Origin of the sequence: Niabella pedocola (genome assembly GCF_021044425.1) — a bacterium.
GTDB classification, from domain to species: Bacteria; Bacteroidota; Bacteroidia; order Chitinophagales; family Chitinophagaceae; genus Niabella; species Niabella pedocola.
In genome coordinates this window covers 422,036-443,359 of sequence record NZ_JAJNEC010000004.1, presented here as the reverse complement: position 1 = coordinate 443,359, position 21,324 = coordinate 422,036, and the positions used below count along the sequence as shown (strand labels likewise).

Genomic DNA, 21,324 nt, shown 5'->3' with positions numbered 1-21,324 from the left:
TATTCCGATGAAAAAGAGCTTATTAGTTATACTGATTGTGCTGTCACTGACCTCCTGTAGTAAATCAGTGTTGGATCAGTTAAACCCGAATGCAATGCCGGTTTCCCAATTCTGGAAAACCGAAGACGACGCCCAGAAAGGTGTGAATGCGATTTATGCCATGTTCTACCAGAACGGCGGCTGGAACCGCTGGATCTATTTCAGGCTGGATCTGACCTCAGACGAGGGCATGAGTAAAAGCCCCTGGGTGGAGCTGGCAGACTGGACGCGTTTTAACTATGTTAATTATAATTTTTTTGAAGGCAACGGGAACACCTGGAAAGATACATACAAGGCCATCTTCCGTGCCAACCAGGTATTGAAATTTGTTCCAGATATCCCTTTCGCGGATGAAAAGAAAAAGGCCGCGATTCTGGCTCAGGCAAAATTTTTTAGAGCCTTTTATTATTTTTATGGTGCATTGCTTTGGGAAAATATGCCTGTAATAACCGATCCGCATCTGGATGATCCGGGATATACACCACCTGCCGGTACATTAGCCGATGTGTGGACACAGGTTGAAAGAGATCTTAATGAGGCTTTGCCGGACCTTCCGGTAACCTGGGATAATCCGAATGTGGGGCGTCCTACCAAAGGAGCGGTAAATGCTTACCTGGCGCGGATGTATATGCAGCAACATAAGTGGGCTGAGGCAAAAACCGCCCTGGATTATTTCTTTACAGGTGAAGGAAAGGGTTTGTACCAGATGGTGGACTTTAAAGAGAACTTCCGGGCAACACAGGAAAATAACGCAGAGTCGATATTTGAGATCCAGTTTTCTGATGCTAACAAGACCGGGGAAGGCGATGGTGTAAATGCCAATATGGGAAGCAATCGTACCCAGTTCTTTGCTCCAAGAGGTATCGGCTGGTCCGATGGACAGGCCCGTTTCTGGCTGGTACAGGAGTTTAAAAAGGAGAAAACAACCGATAACCAGATCGATCCGCGGCTCCGTTATTCGCTGTTTTATCCGGACCAGGAAAAAGATTTCGGTGATAAGATATACGGCCGCAGCTGGGAATGGGGAGCCGATGAGGCCTGGTTTAAAAAATATTCGAGAGATTATTATCGGAATAATGAGGATTATTATTCAGAGGTGAATAACCGGCTGGTACGTTATGCAGATATTTTATTGATGTACGCCGAAGTGTTGAATGAACTGGGGCAAACAGTTGCCGCGGTGCCCTATGTAGACCAGGTGAGAGCCCGGTCAAAAATGGCGCCACTGGCTACGGCGTACCCTGCTGCTGTTTTAAGTAAAGATAATTTTCGCGACCGGTTAAAGATGGAGCGCGCCCTGGAGCTTTGCGGCGAAAGCGTACGCTGGGCTGATCTGAAACGCTGGGGCGATCTGGAATCACAGCAGAAGGTGGATGTGGTAGCACAGCGGGATCCGGATTTTAAAAACTTTACTGTGGGTAAACATATACGCCTGCCGATACCGCAAACAGAAGTGTTGAATAATCCCAACCTGAAACAGAATGCCGGCTATTGATGAACGCAGGAACTGTTGAAAAGAACGTCTGTAGTCCTGCCGTTGATCCGGGAACAATTCCAGAAATTTGGGGCAGTACGGTAGTCCATCGGAAAATGAATAGGTGCTTCAGCAATAAAACAATTATATAAAACCATAGTGCATTATGAAAAAGTTGAATCTCAGACACGTGATGAAAAAAACAATGGTATGGGTGGCCGCAGCCCTGCTGTTCGCTTCCTGTAACAATCCGGAAGCCGGAGGCGGCGATGAAAGTGAAGAACCGGTTGCTGCCAGAGCCATATGGAGCGCACAGCAGGCCAACGATTGGTATGCTACACAGCCCTGGTATGTAGGCGCCAATTTCTTACCCAGTACGGCTATTAACCAGCTGGAGATGTGGCAGGCTGAAACATTCGACACGGCCACCATCGATAAGGAGCTGGGCCTGGCCGCTTCCATAGGTATGAACGTGATGCGGGTGTACCTGCACGACCTGGTGTTTAAAAATGATGAACAGGGGTTTTATGACCGGATCAACAAATTTCTTGAAATTGCCGACCGTCATAAAATAAAAATACTGTTTACGATTTTCGATTCCTGCTGGGATCCCTTTCCAAAAGCCGGTAAACAAAGAGATCCCAAGCCTTTTACCCATAACTCCGGATGGATGCAAAGTCCGGGTCAGGCGGTGCTGAAAGATTCTACCCAATATCCGGCACTGGAACAATACGTGAAATCCATCGTAGGTAAATTTGCTAATGATCAGCGGATCATTGCCTGGGATGTTTGGAACGAACCAGACAATATGACCGGCGCATCCTATGAAAAAGTAGAGATCCCCAATAAAGTAGCGTTAGTACTGCCATTGCTGAAAAAGACCTTTGAATGGGCCCGTAGCGCCAATCCTTCGCAGCCCCTTACTTCCGGTGTTTGGGCCGGCAACTGGGAGGCCGACAGTACGCTGAAGCCTCTTGAGCGGCTGCAACTTGAGGAATCAGATATCGTTTCTTTTCATTGCTATGATGATTCGGTTACGCTTCGTAAAAAAATCAACCAGCTGAAAAGATACAATAAACCCATGTGGTGCACCGAGTATATGGCGCGCCCCAACAAGAGTACGTTCCAGAGCTCGTTGCCTATTGGTAAGGAGTATAAGGTAGCCATGATCAACTGGGGATTTGTAGACGGTAAATCGCAAACCATTTATCCATGGGATAGCTGGACAAAAACCTATACCGGTGAACCGCCGCTGTGGTTCCATGATATTTTCCGGAAAGATGGTACGCCTTATAAACAGGAGGAAGTAGCCTTTATAAAATCAATGACCGGAAAGCAATAGCGCGATACGATAAAAAACCGAGTGGTTATTCCCGTGACCGGATCCCCGTTTATGTGTTGTCATGAACGGGGATCCGGTCACGGGGCCTTGAGGCAATCGCCATAAAAACCTGTTTTTTGGAAGCTGCCGTTTTCGTATTTTGAACCATCAAACCCGTAACAAGTGTATTCCTATTTTTTAAGTTTTCTGATCTGCCTGACGGTGCTGCGCTTTGATGCTGCCGGTCAGGCACCGGAGGCCCCCAACCCGCTGGTGGCGGACCCCACGATCTTTTATCATAAAGGGGTATACTACCTCTATGGCACCAACGGGCATAATGCCGATAAAGGCTTTACAGCCTATACGTCCACGGACCTGCGTACCTGGAAGGCCGCCGGCCAGGTACTTACACCCGGTGAGGCGTTTGGCACCAGGGGATTTTGGGCGCCCCAGGTATTTGCCTATAACGGCCATTTTTATATGGCCTATACGGCAAATGAACATATCGCCATTGCGGTAGCTGATCATCCGCTGGGGCCCTTTAAGCAAAAGGAAGTAAAACCTCTGGACGCGCCGGTACGGATGATCGACCCCTTTGTATTTTTTGATAACGGCCATATATACCTGTACCATGTACGGTTGCAGGAGGGTAACCGGATCTTTGTTGCGGAAATGGATGCAACGTTGCAGCACATAAAGGAGGCCACCGCCAGGGAATGTGTGCACGCCGCAGAGCCCTGGGAAAATACGGCGGCTGCAAAATGGGGGGTTACAGAAGGTCCTACTGTTTTTAAAAAAGGGAAGCGCTATTATATGCTTTACTCGGCAAACGACTTCCGGAATCCGGACTATGCAATCGGAGTGGCAACAAGCACGGCTCCGGCAGGTCCCTGGAAGAAGGAGGATGGCAATCCGATCATCTCAAAAAAAAATACAGGGTTTAATGGCTCCGGGCATGGCGACCTTTTTAAAGATAAAAAAGGCAACTGGCAATATGTATTGCATACGCATTTCTCCGCAACGCGGGTAGGCCCCCGTAAAACAGCGATCATACAGGTGGTACTGCCCCGCAATAACAATGGAACCATCGCCGCTGATCCAGAAACATTCCGATTTTTAAATCTTCAATAATGAACCGAATTCTTTCTTTTTTCTTTTTTGTGGTAATGATGGCCGGGTGTACCGGTTCCAGAACCACTACCGCTGTACACACGTTTACCAATCCCTTGTTACCTTCCGGGGCCGATCCTTATAGCTTTTATAAAGATGGCTATTACTACTATACCCACACCGCACAGAACCGGTTGGTGTTATGGAAGACCAGGAATCTTTCCGATCTGAAAAATGCGGAGCAAAAGATCATCTGGACACCCCCGCGCAATACCCGGTATTCAAAAGAGCTGTGGGCGCCGGAGATCCTGTTCCTGCGCGGCAAATGGTATATGTACTTTGCGGCCGATGACGGCAACAATCACAACCACCGGATGTATGTGCTCGAAAACAGTGCTGCTGATCCTATGCAGGGGGAATGGGTGTTTAAAGGGAAAGTGGCGGATCCCACAGATAAATGGGCCATTGACGGAGATGTATTTGAATATAAGGGGCAGCTGTACATGATCTGGTCCGGATGGGCGGGTGATACCAATGGCCAGCAGAATATTTATATCGCAAAAATGAGCAACCCCTGGACGATAGAAGGCGAGCGGGTGCTGATCTCGGAACCCGAACACAAATGGGAAAAATACGGATACCTGAGGGGCGAAACACCCGATCATGTGTATGTAAATGAGGGACCGCAATTCCTGATCCGTAACGACCGTATTTTTATTGTGTATTCGGCAAGCGGCTGCTGGACGGAAAATTATACGCTGGGTATGTTAACCCTTACAAATAATAAAAATCTTCTCGACCGGAACCATTGGGTAAAGAGTCCTGAGCCCGTATTTAAAGCCGCTCCAGAAAATGGCGTGTATGCTGCGGGGCATAACTCATTCTTCAAATCGCCGGATGGTAAGGAAGACTGGATCCTGTATCATGCCAACCCGCAACCCGGGCAGGGATGCGGCGGACACCGCTCTCCGCGGGCACAACGCTTTACCTGGCGTAAAGATGGTACACCGGATTTCGGCCGTCCATTGCCAACAAGCAATTCGTTACCGGAGCCCTCGAAAAAGAAATAATATGAAAAAAGTACTTTGTTTCCTGGTGGTGGTGTGTTGGCTGCAGGCCGGTGCCCAACGCCGGGCGGTGATTCATACAGACTTCCCGGATCCCACGGTGATTGCTGCCGATGGAAAGTATTATGCGTATGCAACCAACTCTGGTCCGGCAGGAAAATTCTTTCATATACAGGTGGCGGTTTCCGAAAACCTGGAAAACTGGAAGATCATCGGGGATGCATTACCGGAAAAACCGGTATGGGGCTATAAGGACTTCTGGGCGCCGCATGTATTGTATAACGAACGCCTGAAGAAATATGTACTGTTTTATTCCGCAGAAACCGTGGACACCGCTGCGGGCAAGGCGATTGGTGTGGCCTTTGCCGACCGGCCGGAGGGTCCTTTTAAAGATTCGGGAACACCGTTGATCGTGCGTCCCGAATTTGAGGCGATCGACCCGATGGTGATCCGGGATCCGCGATCCGGAAAATTTTACATGGTTTGGGGATCGGGCTTTCAGCCGTTGCGGATCCGCGAAATGGATCCATCGATGACGGCCTTTGCAAAAGGATCCGCCGACCGTGCTTTGATACAGGCAGGGGCCGACAAAGATTATGGAAGACTGGTGGAAGGTGCCTGGATCGATTATAATGACGGTTACTATTACCTGTATTATTCCGGGGATAATTGCTGTGGCGTAAATGCGCATTATGCGGTAATGGTGGCCCGCTCCAGGAATATTCAGGGCCCGTATACACGCCTGGGAACGGTGGCTGCCAACAAAAGCAGTGTGATCCTTAAAAGCGAAGACGATATCATTGCGCCCGGTCATAACTCAATCATCAAAGACCGGAACGGAAAAAAATGGATCGCCTACCATGCAATACCAAAAGATGCATTTGATCAAAAGCGGTATGGGCGGATCATGTATATCGACCGGATTGAATACCGGAACGGATGGCCCGTGGTAGTAAAACAGCGCGTTCCCACTGTTTCAATACGATGGACGGATAGTGTAACCGTTAGTACCGGCTACCGGAAAAATGCATCGGGGGAGGAGTTGCCCAACTATGGAGCACAATACCCCAGGTTGTTACAGCTTGAAAAAGGCCGCTGGCTGGCGGCCTACACGGTATTGCGCAATAAAGGCTACCGCAATGATCCCCGGGGAGGACTGGAACTGGAAATTGCAGAAAGCCGTAACCGGGGAAAAACCTGGAAGCCGGTCGGCTGGATCACGGACCCGGGAAGGGATCTGGACAATGCGCAGATGATCCGCTTGCCGGACGGAGCGGTGTTGCTGGCAGGCCGTTCCGTGCGCTGGCAGGAGTCATACCGGTTGCCCGTATACAAGAGCCGTGATAATGGAAAAAGCTGGCAGCTGCTAAGCATCATTGATACCAACGAAGGCGCCCCGGGTGCATTGGGAAAACCGGATAAAGGCATTTACGAACCTCATTTTTATTTTTTAAAAGACGGCCGGCTGGCGGTGATGTATGCCAGCGAAAAACATGTTACGGAGTCTCCGTCTTATAGCCAGATCATTGCACAAAAAGTATCAGAAGATTATGGCAAAACCTGGGGAATGGAAATATGGGTAGCGCATACACCCGGCCATCCGCAATCGAGGCCCGGTATGCCGGTTGTAGACCGGATGCAAAATGGAAACTACATGGCTGTATACGAAGTTTGTGGCCCGGAGGATTGCGGCATCTATTATAAAACAAGTGCCGATGGTCTCCGCTGGGATGAAGGACTGGGAACCAAAGCGCCCGAACAAAAGGCCGCGCCGTATATATTGGCGCTTACGGATGGGAGCCTGCTCCTTGCCTCTAACCTGGGCGTTGTAACGGTGAGCAGCGACAATGGCCGCAGCTGGAAAAAACAGCCTATGCCCTGGACGCATCCGGTACCTTTTCAAACCGACTGGACGCAAACGTTGTGGCAAAGTATGTATCAGTTTGATGCACATACGGTCGGTATCGTAACATCAAGGAAAAGAGCCGGCGGAGGCCACGATATAAAGATCCGGTTTGGCAGCATCGGGAAAAGCGGTAATTTGTAACGCTTCCGGGGGATTGATTTATTGTATATTTAACCTTTATTAATGATTGCGCATGCGTTTACATACGTTTTACGGTATTGTTTTATTGTTTTTAACGCCGGCAGTCCGGGCACAGCAGCAGGCACCGGCGGAAAGCATCCGGTATGTGCCGCGTATCTACCAGCCCTTTGATATCGGGGCCGTAAAGCCCGCAGGCTGGCTGCTGGATCAGCTTAAAACCGTGGCCTCGAATTCGACCGGGCATCTGGATGAAACACATGATAAGATAAAGAAGGATAATGGATGGCTGGGAGGAAAAGGCGACGGGTGGGAGGAAACACCTTATTGGTTAGACGGTGCGGTTCCGGTGGCCTACCTGCTGAACGATCCGCTGTTAAAAGCAAAGGTGCTGAAGTACATTAACTGGACATTGGAACATCAGCGGCCTTCCGGATATTTTGGTCCGCTTACAACATACGAGCGGGAAACAGGAAAAGCGATCACCCCCGAAGAAGCCGGTAAAGGCGAAGACTGGTGGCCCAAAATGGTTATGCTAAAAGTAATGCAGCAATACTACAGTGCCACTAAGGACAAAAGGGTACTGCCGTTTATGCTGCGTTATTTCCGCTACCAGGAAGCGGCATTAAAAAATGCGCCGCTTTCGAAGTGGACGGAGTGGGCGGTATCCCGCGGATCTGAAAACATGCTGGTTGCACAATGGTTGTACCAGGTTACCAAAGAACCGTTCCTGTTGCAATTGGCGGCGCTGATCCGGGACCAGTCCTTGCCATGGAGTTCTATGTTTGGCGGGCGCGACTGGGTAATGCATGCGGCGGCATTTCAGAATAACAAGGCCTGGATGACCCGTCATGGCGTAAATGTAGGGATGGCCATTAAAGAACCGGCGCTCAACTATGAACGGACCGGCAATAAAAAATATATTGATATACTGAACACCGGCTGGAAAGACATCATGCTGTTGCACGGCCTGCCCAACGGTATCTTTTCGGCCGATGAAGACCTGCACGGCAACCTGCCTACACAGGGTACGGAGTTATGCGCAATTGTAGAAACGATGTTCTCTATGGAAGAAGCGCTTTCAATTACCGGCGACCTGAAGTTTGCAGATGCCCTGGAGCGGATGACCTTTAATGCGTTTCCACCGCAAACCACAGCCGACTTTAACAACAAACAATATTTCCAGATCGCCAACCAGGTGGCCGTGGAGCGGGGAGTATATGATTTTTCACTGCCCTTCGACCGCCAGATGAACAACGTATTTGGTGCCCGCAGCGGGTACAGTTGCTGTCTGGCAAATATGCACCAGGGCTGGCCCAAGTTTGCCGGTAACCTCTGGCATAAAACAGCACAGGATGGGATTGCCGCGTTGGTGTATGCGCCCAGTGAATTAACCACTACCGTCGGCTCCCGGTCTGTAACGATCACCGAAAAAACCACCTATCCGTTCAGCGATGAGATCCTGTTTGAAGTAAAGACGGGAACGGCTGTATCTTTTCCTTTTTTACTGCGGATTCCATCCTGGTGTCAGCAGCCGGAACTTTGGATCAACAACCGGCGGCAACAGCCGGATGTACACCAGGGGCTGGTAACCCTGCGCCGGACCTGGAAGACCGGCGATGTGGTGCGGCTTAAACTACCCATGACTATCCAAGTGAGCAATTGGGGGCGCAATTCGAGAACCATCGAACGGGGCCCCCTGGTATATGCATTGAAATTGCAGGAACAGATAGCTACAGATACCGAGGCGGCTGAAGGTCCCTATGAAACATTAACGACAAAAGATCCCTGGAACTATGGATTATTAAAGAAGAGCATCGAACGCCCTTCGGAATTAAAAGTAACAGAACAACCATTGGGTAAGGATTTTAAATGGGTACAGGGCATGGCGCCGGTTGCCATCACGGTTACCGGTAAGCAAATACCGGCCTGGCGTGCCGATAAAGGAAAAGTAGCCGATCAGCCGGTATCTGACCGGGAAGGTATTTACAAAGGAACAGTGGCTGCAGAAGAAGTACCGCTTACGTTGATCCCGTATGGATTTACCCGTTTAAGGGTTGTGGCATTTCCGGTGGTACCTTAAAAAAGGATCTGTAAATTTAAATATTCAAAAACAAAATTGAAAATGATACACATGAATCAAACGCTTAAAATGGTAACCTTTTCGTTAATGGCCGCAGGCATCCTTTCCTGCAAGAGCCCGGAAAATAAGGAAGGTGCGCAGGGAGGCACCGACAGTGCCGCGGTAGCCGGAACCGATAGCGCTTCGGCACTGAGCCCCGCAAACTTTGAAACAACCATCGACGGAAAGAAAACCGGGTTGTATACCTTAAAAAATAACAACGGAATGCGCGTGGCCATTACCAGTTACGGAGGCCGTATCGTAGGACTTTGGGTGCCCGACAAGTCGGGGAAACCTACCGATGTGGTGATAGGGCTCAGCAGCGCGGAAGGCTATCAAAAAGCAACAGAAGCCTATCTGGGTGCTACGATCGGCCGCTATGGCAACCGTATAGCACATGCACGTTTTAAGCTGGATGGACAGGAATATACCCTGGCGTCCAACAACGGGCCCAACAGCCTGCACGGGGGTAAGAAAGGATTCCAGTACGTGGTATGGGATGCCGTTCAGCCCAACGACACTACACTGGAGTTAAGCTATACCAGTCCCGATATGGAGGAAGGATTCCCGGGTGAGCTGAAGGTAAAAGTAACGTACAGTGTTACTTCAGATAACGCGATAAAAATGGATTATAGTGCTCAAACCAGTAAGAACACCGTTGTGAATCTTACCAATCATGCGTACTTTAACCTCAATGGTGAGGGCAGCGGTGATATCCTGAAGCACACGGCTCAGATCTATGCGGATAAATACACACCGGTAGATTCAACACTGATCCCTACCGGCAAGCTGGAGCCCGTAGCCGGTACGCCTTTTGATTTTACAAAACCGGAAGCCATTGGCGCCCGCATCGGGGCCGATAATGTGCAACTGAAATACGGCAGGGGCTATGATCATAACTATGTATTAAACGGAACCAAGGGCGCCTACGGCTTAACCCATGCGGCTACCTTCACCGGCGACCAGTCGGGCGTGGTAATGGATATCTATACCCAGGAGCCGGGCCTGCAATTTTACAGCGGAAACTTTAATGAAGGCAAGAACACGTTGAAGTCCGGTGCAAAAGATATTCACCGTGGTGCTTTTTGCGCGGAGACGCAGCACTTCCCCGATTCACCGAACCAGCCTGCATTTCCAAGTGTAGTGTTAAAGCCAGGTGCAACCTATCATACCGTTTCTTATTATAAATTTTCAGTAAAACCATAAGCTGCATCATTATTATAAGATGTATAAATAGGAGGCCGTCCCCAACAGGACGGTCTCTTTTATTTATAGCCGCTTACATGCAAGGATGGTCATTACTGCCATCGTATAGTGAAGCAGGCGAGCAAACGCTGTGTAAGCAACGACCGTTTAATAACGGGGATGACGGTAACATCAGTGATCCTTTTGAAAGGAACATGAAGCAGGCATGGGAACTTCAGAAGACGGGGAATATACATTCCCCCACCAAGACCCAACCGCAAACGTTTTCGTTGCTGAACAGGTTTCGGAAATATTGCGAATGGTTTCATTTCTTGCGGAAATTTCGCTCTGTTTTTTATAAAGAAAGCAACCAAAATATTTTGAAACAAGAGGCAGCAAAAAACCGCAATTGCTCTTTTTTAATTAAGTTTTAATAAGTTGATGTATTTTTTTAAAGAAGATTTACGGCCAAACGAGTTTATTTTACTTTAACATTAAGGATTTATTAATTGTATTTTAACAAAAAAATTATTATAAAAAACTTTAAATAAGTTTTGCTGAATACATTTTAGTCTTATATATTTGAAATCTGTTAAATGAAATAAACATTTTTAAATGTATTTGAAACGACTCGTGAGGTGTTTGTGAGGCTTAACAGAACGAATTGGGAATATTGACGAACGCTTACTTGTGTATTTTTTCTCGCTCTAAGGGGCATTTATTTGGTAAATAAACTTTTGTTTATAAATGCGAAGGCATTTGAAACGATTGGATAGGCTTTGTATTGACTGTTCCGAAACAAACGCTTTCTGCGAAGCCGGAACTTGATAATGTAAGCGTGAATATAAAAAATAGATTTCTTTCTGAATTGATTAACTGTTTAGTATGCAATTGAAAAAGCTGTTTATACACTGCGGAAGGCAATTGATTGTTTTTTTGCTGCTGGGAATAACGTTAAATGGGCTGGCCCAGGTCGATACGCTCTCCGATGCCGAGAAGCAGGATTCTATATTGAAGGTAGCGGCCACTCAGAAGTTCAATCAGGAATTAAAACGTTCCAATCATCCGGGGCTTAGTGATAGCACCTCGTTGCTCACATTGATCAACCTGTCTGCTATAAAAAAAGCGCCCTTTATCAGTGTACAGCAATACCTCAAGGGAAATGCCGCAGGACTATATGTGAATGAAGAAAGCGGCGAACCGGGAACGGAACAGTTTATGCATATCCGCGGATTGAATATGCCGATATTCAACAAGCAGGATCTGATTGCACAGCAGCCGGCCGTGTTCGTAAACGGAGTACCGCTGGTACAGCAAAGCGCCTTAACCTATAACATACAGCGTTACGACTTTAACAGCATTGGGTCCGGTACCAATGTGCTCGCTGCACTTGATGTGAACAATATTGAAAAGATAGAAGTATTAAAAACGCCCTCGGATCTGGCTGTACTGGGACCCATTGCCAGTAATGGTGCCATCTGGATCACCACCAAAAATGCGCAGTCGGGTTTCCGGAAAATTAATGTGGATACCTACTTCGGTATCCTGAAAAGACCTTCTGTATACAGCATTAACAGTCAGTATGAAAACGAGTTCCGGGACCGCTATTATCAAAAGTATGCCACGCTGGACCAGATACAGAACAAGCCGTTATACGTGGCCAACACGCTGGATCCTAATTTTTACGGACCTTCCGACTGGACAGATACTTACTACAAGGCTAAACCGGTGCACTATATTGGAGTAGGGTTGCTGGGAGGGATGGACCGCGCCAACTTCATGTTCAACATCAGCAAAACAAAGGACCAGAATTTTGATGCAACTTCATTGAACCGGTATAATATCGTTTTCGGCATTAATATGTTACCGGCTAAATGGTTGACCATATCCGGTAACGTAAACGCTACCCGCATGGACCGGGATCGTAACCGCAGCCTGAGAGACCGCTTTGCTGAAACAAGATTTGTTCCGGATCTTGCCAACCCGCTGGCACCGAATGTAGATGCCTACAACCGGTTTTTAAGAAAATACGAGGGCTCCGTAGATGATAATATCAACAACTCCTTCTTTGGGTCGTTTAATGCCCGGGCAAAATTTAACCGGCTGGAGCTGAATACCCGGCTGGCTGCAGATTACGAGGAATCATTACGCGATGTGTTTTATGGTAAGGCCCTGATGGATAATAACAACTTTGGATCTGTTTATACCGGTTTCAACCAGCGGTTTACGATCATGAATACCATTAAATATTCATTGCCCCTGAATAATAACGCCCAGGAAATTCGTTTGGAAGCCGGTCAGAGTTATGTATCTGACTTCATCAAGTACGACTATGTGGTGGCCTACAACACACCGAACGATTTTATAAAGATCAAGGAAACCTATCTTTCCGGTGACGGCCGGAATTTCCTTAACCGGAATGATATATTCGGTTATCCATTTACCGATAAAACAAAGACCAATCTTTCTTCATTGTATGGCCGGATCGGTTATTCATTTAAAAAGCTGCTGGACCTGGATTTTGTTGGCCGTTATGACGGGTACTCCAATTTTTCGGAATATGCACGCTGGCTGTTTACGCCTGTGGCAAGCGCCCGCTTCAACGTGCATGAATTGGTAAAAAGCGAAGTGCTAAGCACCATGGTATTAAAAGGATCCTGGGGACAATTCGGCAACCTGTTAGCGGATAACCGTTTCAAGATCGGTCCGCAATACCGGGTAGATCTGGGTTATTCCGACGAGCCGACACTGGGTAGTTATGCTGGTTTGGCCGGACTTTCACAGCCCTATTCTTTTGGCTGGGTAAATGAATATTACAACTGGCCGTTTAGCGTGCGTACCAATATCGGAACAGAAATCGGTTTGTACCAGAACCGCATTTTGTTCGGACTGGATTATTATAACAATAAAAATAAGAACCTGGTGGTGCCTACAAGCATGCCGGCGGAAAACGGGTTCTCTTATAAATACGTACAGGGGATGACCGTGCAGAACAGCGGGCTGAACTTTACACTGAATGCAGAGATCATAAAGCGTCAAAAAGATTTTGGCTGGAACCTGTTCGGTAATTTCTCCTGGAATAAGAACAAACTGTTACAGCTGCCGTATGGTCTTAACTCCCTGGTTTTTGGCAATAAGAAAATTGAAGTAGGCAAACCTGTGGATGCTTACTGGGTGTATGAAAATAAGGGTATCATCAATAACGAAAGCGAGATTCCGAAGGGCAAGCTGAACCTGAACGGAACCTACGACCCGCTTACGTTTAGCGGACTGATCAACTTTTCACCGGGCGATGCACTATGGGCGGATAATAACAACGATGGAACCATCGACGAAAATGATAAAGTGCTGAAAGGAAATGCCCTGCCGGTATATACCGGCGGATTGGGAAGTAACCTGACCTACAAACGGTTTACACTCGACTTCCAGTTTTATATGGCATTCGGGCATAAGCTGCTCAACCGGCAAACCTCCGGTAAGCTCGATTTTATCAACAACGAAAACTCAAGGGATATCAGCTATATCAAAGAGGTTACGTTCTGGCAAAAAACGTTTGACTATAACGACTACCCGTTGTACAATCCCTGGAGCAGTACCATTCCATACCGGTTAGATCAGGACCTTTTCCTGGAAAATGCCAGCTATGTAAAATTGCGTGCGCTTACCCTGGGCTATGATTGCTCAAGTATTCCTTATTTCTCCAGGGCGAAATTTAACAAGGCGCTGATATATGTTACGGCTTCGAACCTGTTCACCATTTCTTCGTTTTCAGGTGGCGATCCGGAGCAGGTGGATTATATGGGATATTATAACGGCAGAAGCCTGCCTATTCCCAAATCTTTTATTATTGGATTGAAACTGGACTTTTAAATAAAAAGATGCATTGAGTTATGGTTATTAAATATCCAAAGCAAACGATCCTGTTATTGTCCGGCATGATATTGCTGGCAGCATTCGGTTGCAACAAGAAACTGGATACTGCGGTTTCATCGGCCGAATCCGCTACAAAAATGTGGCAGTCATATGATGATGCCCGCAATGGGTTGGTAGCACTATATGGATTGTCCCGCGCTGCATTGGCGGAGAACAATGGTCACTGGATGTATGGTGATCTGCGAAAGGGCGACTTTGTGGCAACATCCAGCGGAAACTACCTGGATGCCATCATTAAAAATGAGCTGAATAAGGGCTATACCCAGATCAAGCAATTAACGAACTGGCGCCGTTTTTATGCAGCCATCGATGCCTGTAACACCTTTATTGAAAATGCAGAACGTTGTAAGGTAGATCTGCGCTATTCCGATATGAACTGTAAGGTGGATATTGCACAGGCCCATATGCTGCGTTCGTTCCTGTACTTCTATATTGTGCGGATCTGGGGCGATGTGCCGCTGATCACGGCCGCATCCAAGAACGGGGAAACGGTTCAGGTAGCACGTACACCCCAGGACCAGGTAATGGATTTTTGTATCCGCGAGCTTAAGCAATATAAAGACAGCCTTCCCACGGAGTATGGCGGCGACGATAAATCCAAGCTGAATTATGATGGCTCGTATTACGGTCAAACCTGGTCAAACTGGGGCAACGCATTCTGGGGCTATTACCAGTGTCTGGGATTGCTGGCCCATATGTATGCCTGGACGGGGGATTACCGCTCCGTACTTACGATAACCACGGAAATTAATTCCAATGCCGCAGCTGCACGCTCGGGGCTCATCAGCTATAACAACTCAAGAGGATACCTGGCTGGCAGAAACAGCTTATTCTATAGTAATGGTATAAAGGGGAATCTCTGTTATCAGATGATAGCGTTCCCTTATAATATGAACAACCGGGAGTCTGGCCCCAGTGGTGTGGGGCACATTGAATCGCTTACGCTGGCGAGTCCTTACGTGGTGCGTTCCAAGCCCGATATTTATGTACCCCGGGATACCATCGCACGCTGGTTCCATTATGTGGGTGATGTGCGCCATCCGTTCCAGTCTGAATTTGGTAACTACGAGGATATCTATTTTGCCAATTACTATGGTAACATTCCCATCTTTGCCAAATTCAAAAATATTGCCACAGGCTCCAGCAATTTCCCGATCTATGGTTCTGCAATTCCCATTTACCGTTGGGAAGACAACCTGCTGCTGATGGCGGAAGCCAATTATGTACTGGGGGATATGCGGTCTGCCTTTGACCGGTTAAATGATGTTCGCGAGCCCCGCAACTCTCCCGGCTTTTTCTACGCCCGGCCAAGCCAAACTCGTGCTGGATTTAACCTGCAGCCAACGGAGGCCAGCATGGAAGGAGGCATCCTCTATAATATTTTCCGTGAGCGCCGGGTAGAGCTGGCCGGGGAAGGAAGCTGGTGGTACGACCAGGTTCGTTATAACCGGTTGGCCCGTAATAATCCGGAGTTTAACAAGTTGTTGGACGAGGGGGGGATCTATTGGCCGATCGACCAGGAGATCATTAGTAAAAACCCGTTGATTGAACAAAATTCTTATTGGAAACGGTAATTGGAATCAATATGAAAAAGCAAATCTTATCTGCAACAGTGCTCCTGTTGGTACTGCTTTCACTGGGCTCCGGTTGTAACAAAGGAGGCAGTCCCTATTATAAATCACAGGGAACAGAAACCGTTCAGTATAACGGTACAGTGTTGCAATACCTGGAAAGCCAGAAGGGCGTGTATGACTCAATGGTGGTGGTGATCAAGCGCTTTCCGCATTTTGTAACCTTATTGTCTTCTCCGGGTTCCATGACCGTATTCGCCATTCCCAATGCGGCCTTTCAGGTGGCGGTTACGAACTTTAACCGGGAACGTGCCAAACTGGACAGTGCCCCGTTGTATTTTTCTCCGAATAATTTAAGCCGGCCGGATTCAGGTATGTTCCATTACCTGGGACTGGAAAAACTGATCGCCCGTTATATTTTCAATAAGGTATATACATATGAAGAACTGGAACCTTCCAGTATCGGATTCCGTTCACCTTCGATCCTCGGCTATGATATGAATCTTAGAGCGGTGCAGCAAAATGCGGTGGGTGCCATCAAGGATGGTCCCAAGGTAATTGAGCTCAGCGACATGAACAATTCCATTTTCAACCGCTTCTGGAAATCTGCATTAACCAGTACCATCGCGGCGGTACAAACCAGCAATGCACTGGTACACACGTTAACACAAAACCATGAATTTGGCTTTGCCAGCTTTACCGATAAATTACTGGAACCGGCCTGGGACAGAACGGGATGGACGCCCATCGCCTGGCATTCGCAGTACCTCGGTTCATGGGGAGGTACAGTGGCACATGCCCTGGATAATGACGGCGATACCCGCTGGCATACCCTTACTTCAAATCCACCGCCATTGCCGTTGTTTTTTACGGTTGATATGAAGAAAACGCTTTTGATCGGTGGTGTTACGATCCAGTGCCGTAAAGATGGAGGACACGACGGTTCGCCGGTGGATTTTACTGTGGAATTTGCGCCCGAGGGAGCCAATCTTGCAGACTCTTCGGTATGGACAAGACAACGCTTCTCGTATCCTCCGGATGGTTCTACGATCAAGCTGCCGCATAAATTTTACTTTACGCCCAAGGTAGAAGCAAGGTATTTCCGGTTTGTGGTAAACCAGGTGTTTTCCGGAAGACTTTATACCGACCGGCCCTATTCCAACCTCGATGAAATCTGGATGCTTTATTAATTTCTTTTTTTAATCTATTATGAACAGAATTTTTTTAACGGCTGTAGTAGTGCTGATGCTGGTGGCAGGGCAGTCCTGTAAAAAGCAGCTCCCCCGTCAACTGGATACGATCGACCGGGCGGCAACATTTTTGTCGACCAATTTTTCACCCATCCTTGGGCGGAATTATATCGCCAGAAATCCCTTCAGCTATGGTCAGTCTACATTGCCGCTGGAGTTTGAAATAGTAAACATGCGCAGATTTAACGGAGAGCCTGCTCCGGAGCTGACCGATGATATTTATCCGGTTACCGTATGGAAAACCACCGGCGCCGGATCCTATACCGGATACGAAACTTCAATGGCCGAAATTGAGGCCAAGCGTACCATCGAAAATCACCGCATTTTCGAAATGCGCAAAGGGTCGGGAGACGTGGTGGTATGGGGCGATGTAAATACATCGAAACTGATCACCCGGCCGGATTCCGGCTATGTGTTTGATGTGAAGGTATCGAATAGCGGTGCTACCCGTTATTTTTACAACCTGCGCTTTATTCCCTATAAACCGATACCCCATGATCCGCATAACTATGATCTGAATACCGGTATGGCCTCCGGTCCTGCATTAAATGCCGGTACCAGTGGTATTTCATTGCTCAACTTTGCAAGAAGCAAGGATAATGTGGCAATGTCTGCCGGAGAAGTGGATGTATACTTTAATAAACTGGTAGGAGGGCCGGGCAACACGCTTACGTTTAAGTTCCTGGACTCTGCGTATGCACCCATCAATCCTAAATTATTTAATCAAACGCAATGGGACCGGCTGGTACATGGCTTCGATATGAAACTGACCGATACAGAGGTGAAGTATACCGTGGCTTATCCGATACCGCTGGCACCGATTGCTACCCCTTTCACAAACGGAAACGGAAGCCGGGCAGCGGTGAAGTTTGCGTACTACCGCCTGGGCCCCGGTGGCTTTGGGGTAACCGCAAGTCTCGGGTTTAATTTCGCCATTTATCAAAAAGGAGATTGGGAGATTGCCTTCCACTTTAAGAACACGTCTCCCAAATTCACGAATGATTAATCTGCTTATAGAAAATATAAACGAAAAGCTATGAGGATATTGAAGGGCTTATTGCTTACACTTTTTTGTTTTTCAGCACACCTGCTGCATGCACAACAGGTTGAAATACGGGGGAAGGTAGTGGACGACAAAACGCTGCAGGCCATTGAAGGGGTTTCTGTCGTGGTGGGTAACCGCGGTACGCATACAGATACGCTGGGACAATTTACCATTCGAATGACGCGCACAGAAACGCTGAATTTTTCCTATGTGGAATATAAAAAGCAAACCTACAAGCTGAGCGGCGATGAGAATGATCTGACGATCTACCTGGTTTCGGACGATGCCAAGAGTGCGATGAATGATGTGGTGGTAATGGGTTTTGCGAAAAAAAGCAAAGTGCTTTCCACCGGATCTTCGGTAGTAATTACTTCTGATGATATTAAGGATGTACCGGCAGCCAACCTGGCAGATCTGTTGCAGGGGAAAGTGCCCGGGGTAAACATTCAAACCAACAGTGGTATGCCCGGTGCACGTAGCTCCATCTTTCAGCGGGGTTTAAGTTCTGTGGATGTATCCGGCTCCGGTAACGAAGCCTACCTGGCATCAACCCAGCCCCTGATTATTATTGACGGGGTACCGATTGATCCCAATACCGATTACGAATATGGTTTTGCCACGGCAGGCGCCGGCGTAAGCCCTTTAACCCTGATTCCTGCAGAGGATATTGAGGATGTGCAGATCCTGAAAGATGCGGCGGCTATTTCAGTGTACGGTTCGCGTGGGGCCTACGGTGTGTGGATCATCAATACGAAAAAAGGAAGATCCGGAAAGCCGGAGATCAATTATATCTCCAACTTTTTTGTAAGTACCGTACCAAAGCTCCGGGATATATACGGAGGACTGATCGAACGGAACACAAAAATCGATCAGATCATCCGGTACAACCAGTACCTCTCCGAACATGCCGGCTGGGCAATGGCGAATGCAATGCCTTACCTCTCGGACAGTTTAAATCCTTACTATAATAACTCCACCAACTGGCAATCTTATTTCTTTAAAAACACCAATAACCAAAATCATAATTTAAGTATCAAAGGTGGTGATCCCAGTTTTAACTATAAGATCAACCTGGGATACTATAATGAAAAGGGGATTATTGAAAATACAGGGATGTCGCGCTATACGATGGGGATGAATACCATCTACGAGCCCAAGTCCAAAAAAATGAAACTTACTGCCAGTATCAATGCCAATAATTCAATCCGTAATAATGGAAGTGGGGTAGGACTGTTGCAAACGGGGGTAGCTACGAGCGGTATGGCCTCTACTACATTGCCGCCGCCCAGCATCTACACGGAGAACAGTGATGCCCTGGCGGCCTTCCAGATCGAGGAGGATAATAAAACGGCAACCATTATGTCTAACCTGCAGTTTGACCTGGTGATCCTTAAAAATCTCCGGTTCCAGGCGCAGGGAAGCCATTCCTATTCGCATTCCAATAGCAATACGTTTTATCCGTCGTGGTTAAACAGCGGCAGCTCTTATTATCTTTCTACAGGTGCTAACCCGCTGGCTCAGTACAATACCTTTTCAAGGATCGGTAACGGGTACTATAACCGGAACGTATTAACGTATAATAAAACGTTTAACAACGAGAAACATTATATCAGTTCCTACGCCTTCTCCGATTTATCAGTGGATATGGTACGCAGCAACGCACTGCTGCTGTACGGGGCACCTAATGATTATATTTCCGGTCCTATCGGTTATAACCTTTCCAATTCCAGGTTCGGAACCAACGGGGTGCCCCGTAACAGCCGGATATTTGGTTACGGAGGTAACGTGAGTTATGCATATGAACAACGCTATGTGCTGGAACTCAGCTACCGGATTGATGGTACATCTACCAACGGACCGTTATCCGGCTACAGCCATAACCCTACTGCGTCCTTTAAATGGAACCTGTACAAGGAGAAATTCATGCAGGATGTGAACTGGGTAGATTATGCTTCATTCCGGGGTAGCTGGGGTAAAAATATTGTTCCGCAGGGGGATGTGTATGCTATTTACGGAAGATACTTCCCGGGTGGCACTTACATGGGACAGCCATCTGTGGGACTCAGTTTTGAAACGGCCCCCAATGCCTATTTCCTGCCCAATACCTCCAATTCCTGGAATGGTGGTTTTGAAGCCGGTTTCCTGAAAGGAAGATTTGCCATAGAGTATGATGTATATTACCGGACAGTGGAAAACCTGAGCCGGAAGGTAGATATCGTTACGGAATCCGGCTATGCCAATAAACCCACCAACGAAATCAGTATGGTGAACTACGGGCATGAATTATCATTGCGGATCCGGCCCATCCAGACGAAAAATTTCACCTGGAACATGAATATCAACGGGGCATTTAATAAGAACGTATTAACCCATTTGCCCAATGGTGCACGGCAATTGGTAGTGAATGCCACGGATGTTTTAGGACTTCCTGTGTTGTACCGTCTCGGAAGCAATGCCCTCACCAACTACATGTTTAATACAAAAGGTGTGTATGCTTCGGATGCAGATGTGCCGGTAGACCCCCTTACCGGGCAGCGGCAGCAGATCAATGGCCGGCCTTTAAGAGGAGGCGACCCGATTTTTGCCGATCTGAATGGTGACTATGTAATTGATAATAGCGACCGCGTGGCCGTGGGAGATCCGCAGCCAAAAATCACCGGTGGTTTTATTAACAATCTTACGTATAAAAACTGGTCAATGTCTTTGCAATGGTCATATACCCTGTTCCGGGATGTGCTGAACACACCATTGGCAGCGCGGTTCCAGTATTTCTATACGCCCTTCTCAGCATCTTCTCTGCCGTTGATCGACGACTATAATTACTGGAAGAAGCCGGGGGATGTGGCTACGTATCCGAATCCTTATTCCTATGATCAAAATAAAGCCATCGAATCGTTCCGGTATAATCAGACACTCTTTATGGAAGACGGATCCTATTTTAAACTCAACACGTTTACACTCAGCTATAGTTTAAATAAAGACTGGATCAGCCGGATCCGGCTCAAAACGGCAAGGGTATTTTTCACCGGGTATAATCTTTGGGTGATCTCCAACTATTCAGGGCCCAACCCCGAGAATGTTTCTGACCTGGGACGGGATCAGCCAAACGGTTATCCCAATCCCCGTAAATTTTCTCTTGGTATCAACGTGACATTATAAAATT

12 protein-coding genes are annotated in these 21,324 nt (G+C 47.6%); all 12 read left to right on the top strand.

Annotated elements, in window-relative coordinates:
• Positions 1-7 precede the first annotated feature (7 nt).
• The 12 genes from LQ567_RS05780 to LQ567_RS05725 all read left to right on the top strand — a co-directional run bounded on the left by LQ567_RS05780 (position 8) and on the right by LQ567_RS05725 (position 21,320).
• Positions 8-1,534 carry a RagB/SusD family nutrient uptake outer membrane protein gene (locus LQ567_RS05780; protein ID WP_231003167.1) on the top strand — a complete coding sequence of 509 codons (1,527 nt, stop codon included), beginning with the start codon at positions 8-10 and terminating at the stop codon, positions 1,532-1,534.
• 145 nt (positions 1,535-1,679) lie between these two features.
• Positions 1,680-2,855, top strand: a complete 1,176-nt coding sequence (locus LQ567_RS05775; RefSeq protein ID WP_231003166.1) for a cellulase family glycosylhydrolase — start codon at positions 1,680-1,682, stop codon at positions 2,853-2,855.
• 162 nt (positions 2,856-3,017) lie between these two features.
• Entirely contained in the window at positions 3,018-3,965 is a 948-nt protein-coding gene (locus LQ567_RS05770; protein WP_231003165.1) for a glycoside hydrolase family 43 protein, read from the top strand.
• A complete protein-coding gene (locus LQ567_RS05765; RefSeq protein WP_231003164.1) occupies positions 3,965-5,014 on the top strand; it encodes a glycoside hydrolase family 43 protein in 1,050 nt (349 codons plus the stop codon). The genes LQ567_RS05770 and LQ567_RS05765 overlap by 1 nt, the downstream gene beginning before the upstream one ends.
• A gap of 1 nt (position 5,015) precedes the next feature.
• On the top strand, positions 5,016-7,058 hold the full coding sequence (locus tag LQ567_RS05760) for a family 43 glycosylhydrolase (protein WP_231003163.1): 2,043 nt from the start codon (positions 5,016-5,018) through the stop codon (positions 7,056-7,058).
• Between the two features lie 52 nt (positions 7,059-7,110).
• Positions 7,111-9,138 (top strand): beta-L-arabinofuranosidase domain-containing protein, encoded by a 2,028-nt coding sequence (locus LQ567_RS05755; RefSeq protein ID WP_231003162.1) that lies wholly within the window; start codon positions 7,111-7,113, stop codon positions 9,136-9,138.
• A 51-nt stretch (positions 9,139-9,189) separates the two neighbouring features.
• Positions 9,190-10,383, top strand: a complete 1,194-nt coding sequence (locus tag LQ567_RS05750; RefSeq protein WP_231003161.1) for an aldose epimerase family protein — start codon at positions 9,190-9,192, stop codon at positions 10,381-10,383.
• 864 nt (positions 10,384-11,247) lie between these two features.
• Entirely contained in the window at positions 11,248-14,232 is a 2,985-nt protein-coding gene (locus LQ567_RS05745) for a SusC/RagA family TonB-linked outer membrane protein (protein ID WP_231003160.1), read from the top strand.
• Positions 14,233-14,252: 20 nt separating this feature from the next.
• Complete coding sequence (locus LQ567_RS05740) at positions 14,253-15,869, top strand: RagB/SusD family nutrient uptake outer membrane protein (protein WP_231003159.1); 1,617 nt, start codon at positions 14,253-14,255, stop codon at positions 15,867-15,869.
• Between the two features lie 11 nt (positions 15,870-15,880).
• Positions 15,881-17,056, top strand: coding sequence for a discoidin domain-containing protein (locus LQ567_RS05735; protein WP_231003158.1), 1,176 nt, complete (start codon positions 15,881-15,883; stop codon positions 17,054-17,056).
• Between the two features lie 19 nt (positions 17,057-17,075).
• Complete coding sequence (locus tag LQ567_RS05730) at positions 17,076-18,122, top strand: DUF5007 domain-containing protein (RefSeq protein ID WP_231003157.1); 1,047 nt, start codon at positions 17,076-17,078, stop codon at positions 18,120-18,122.
• A gap of 30 nt (positions 18,123-18,152) precedes the next feature.
• The gene (locus tag LQ567_RS05725; protein WP_231003156.1) at positions 18,153-21,320 is read left to right on the top strand and encodes a SusC/RagA family TonB-linked outer membrane protein; all 3,168 of its coding nucleotides are present in this window, start codon (positions 18,153-18,155) and stop codon (positions 21,318-21,320) included.
• Positions 21,321-21,324: the final 4 nt, after the last annotated feature.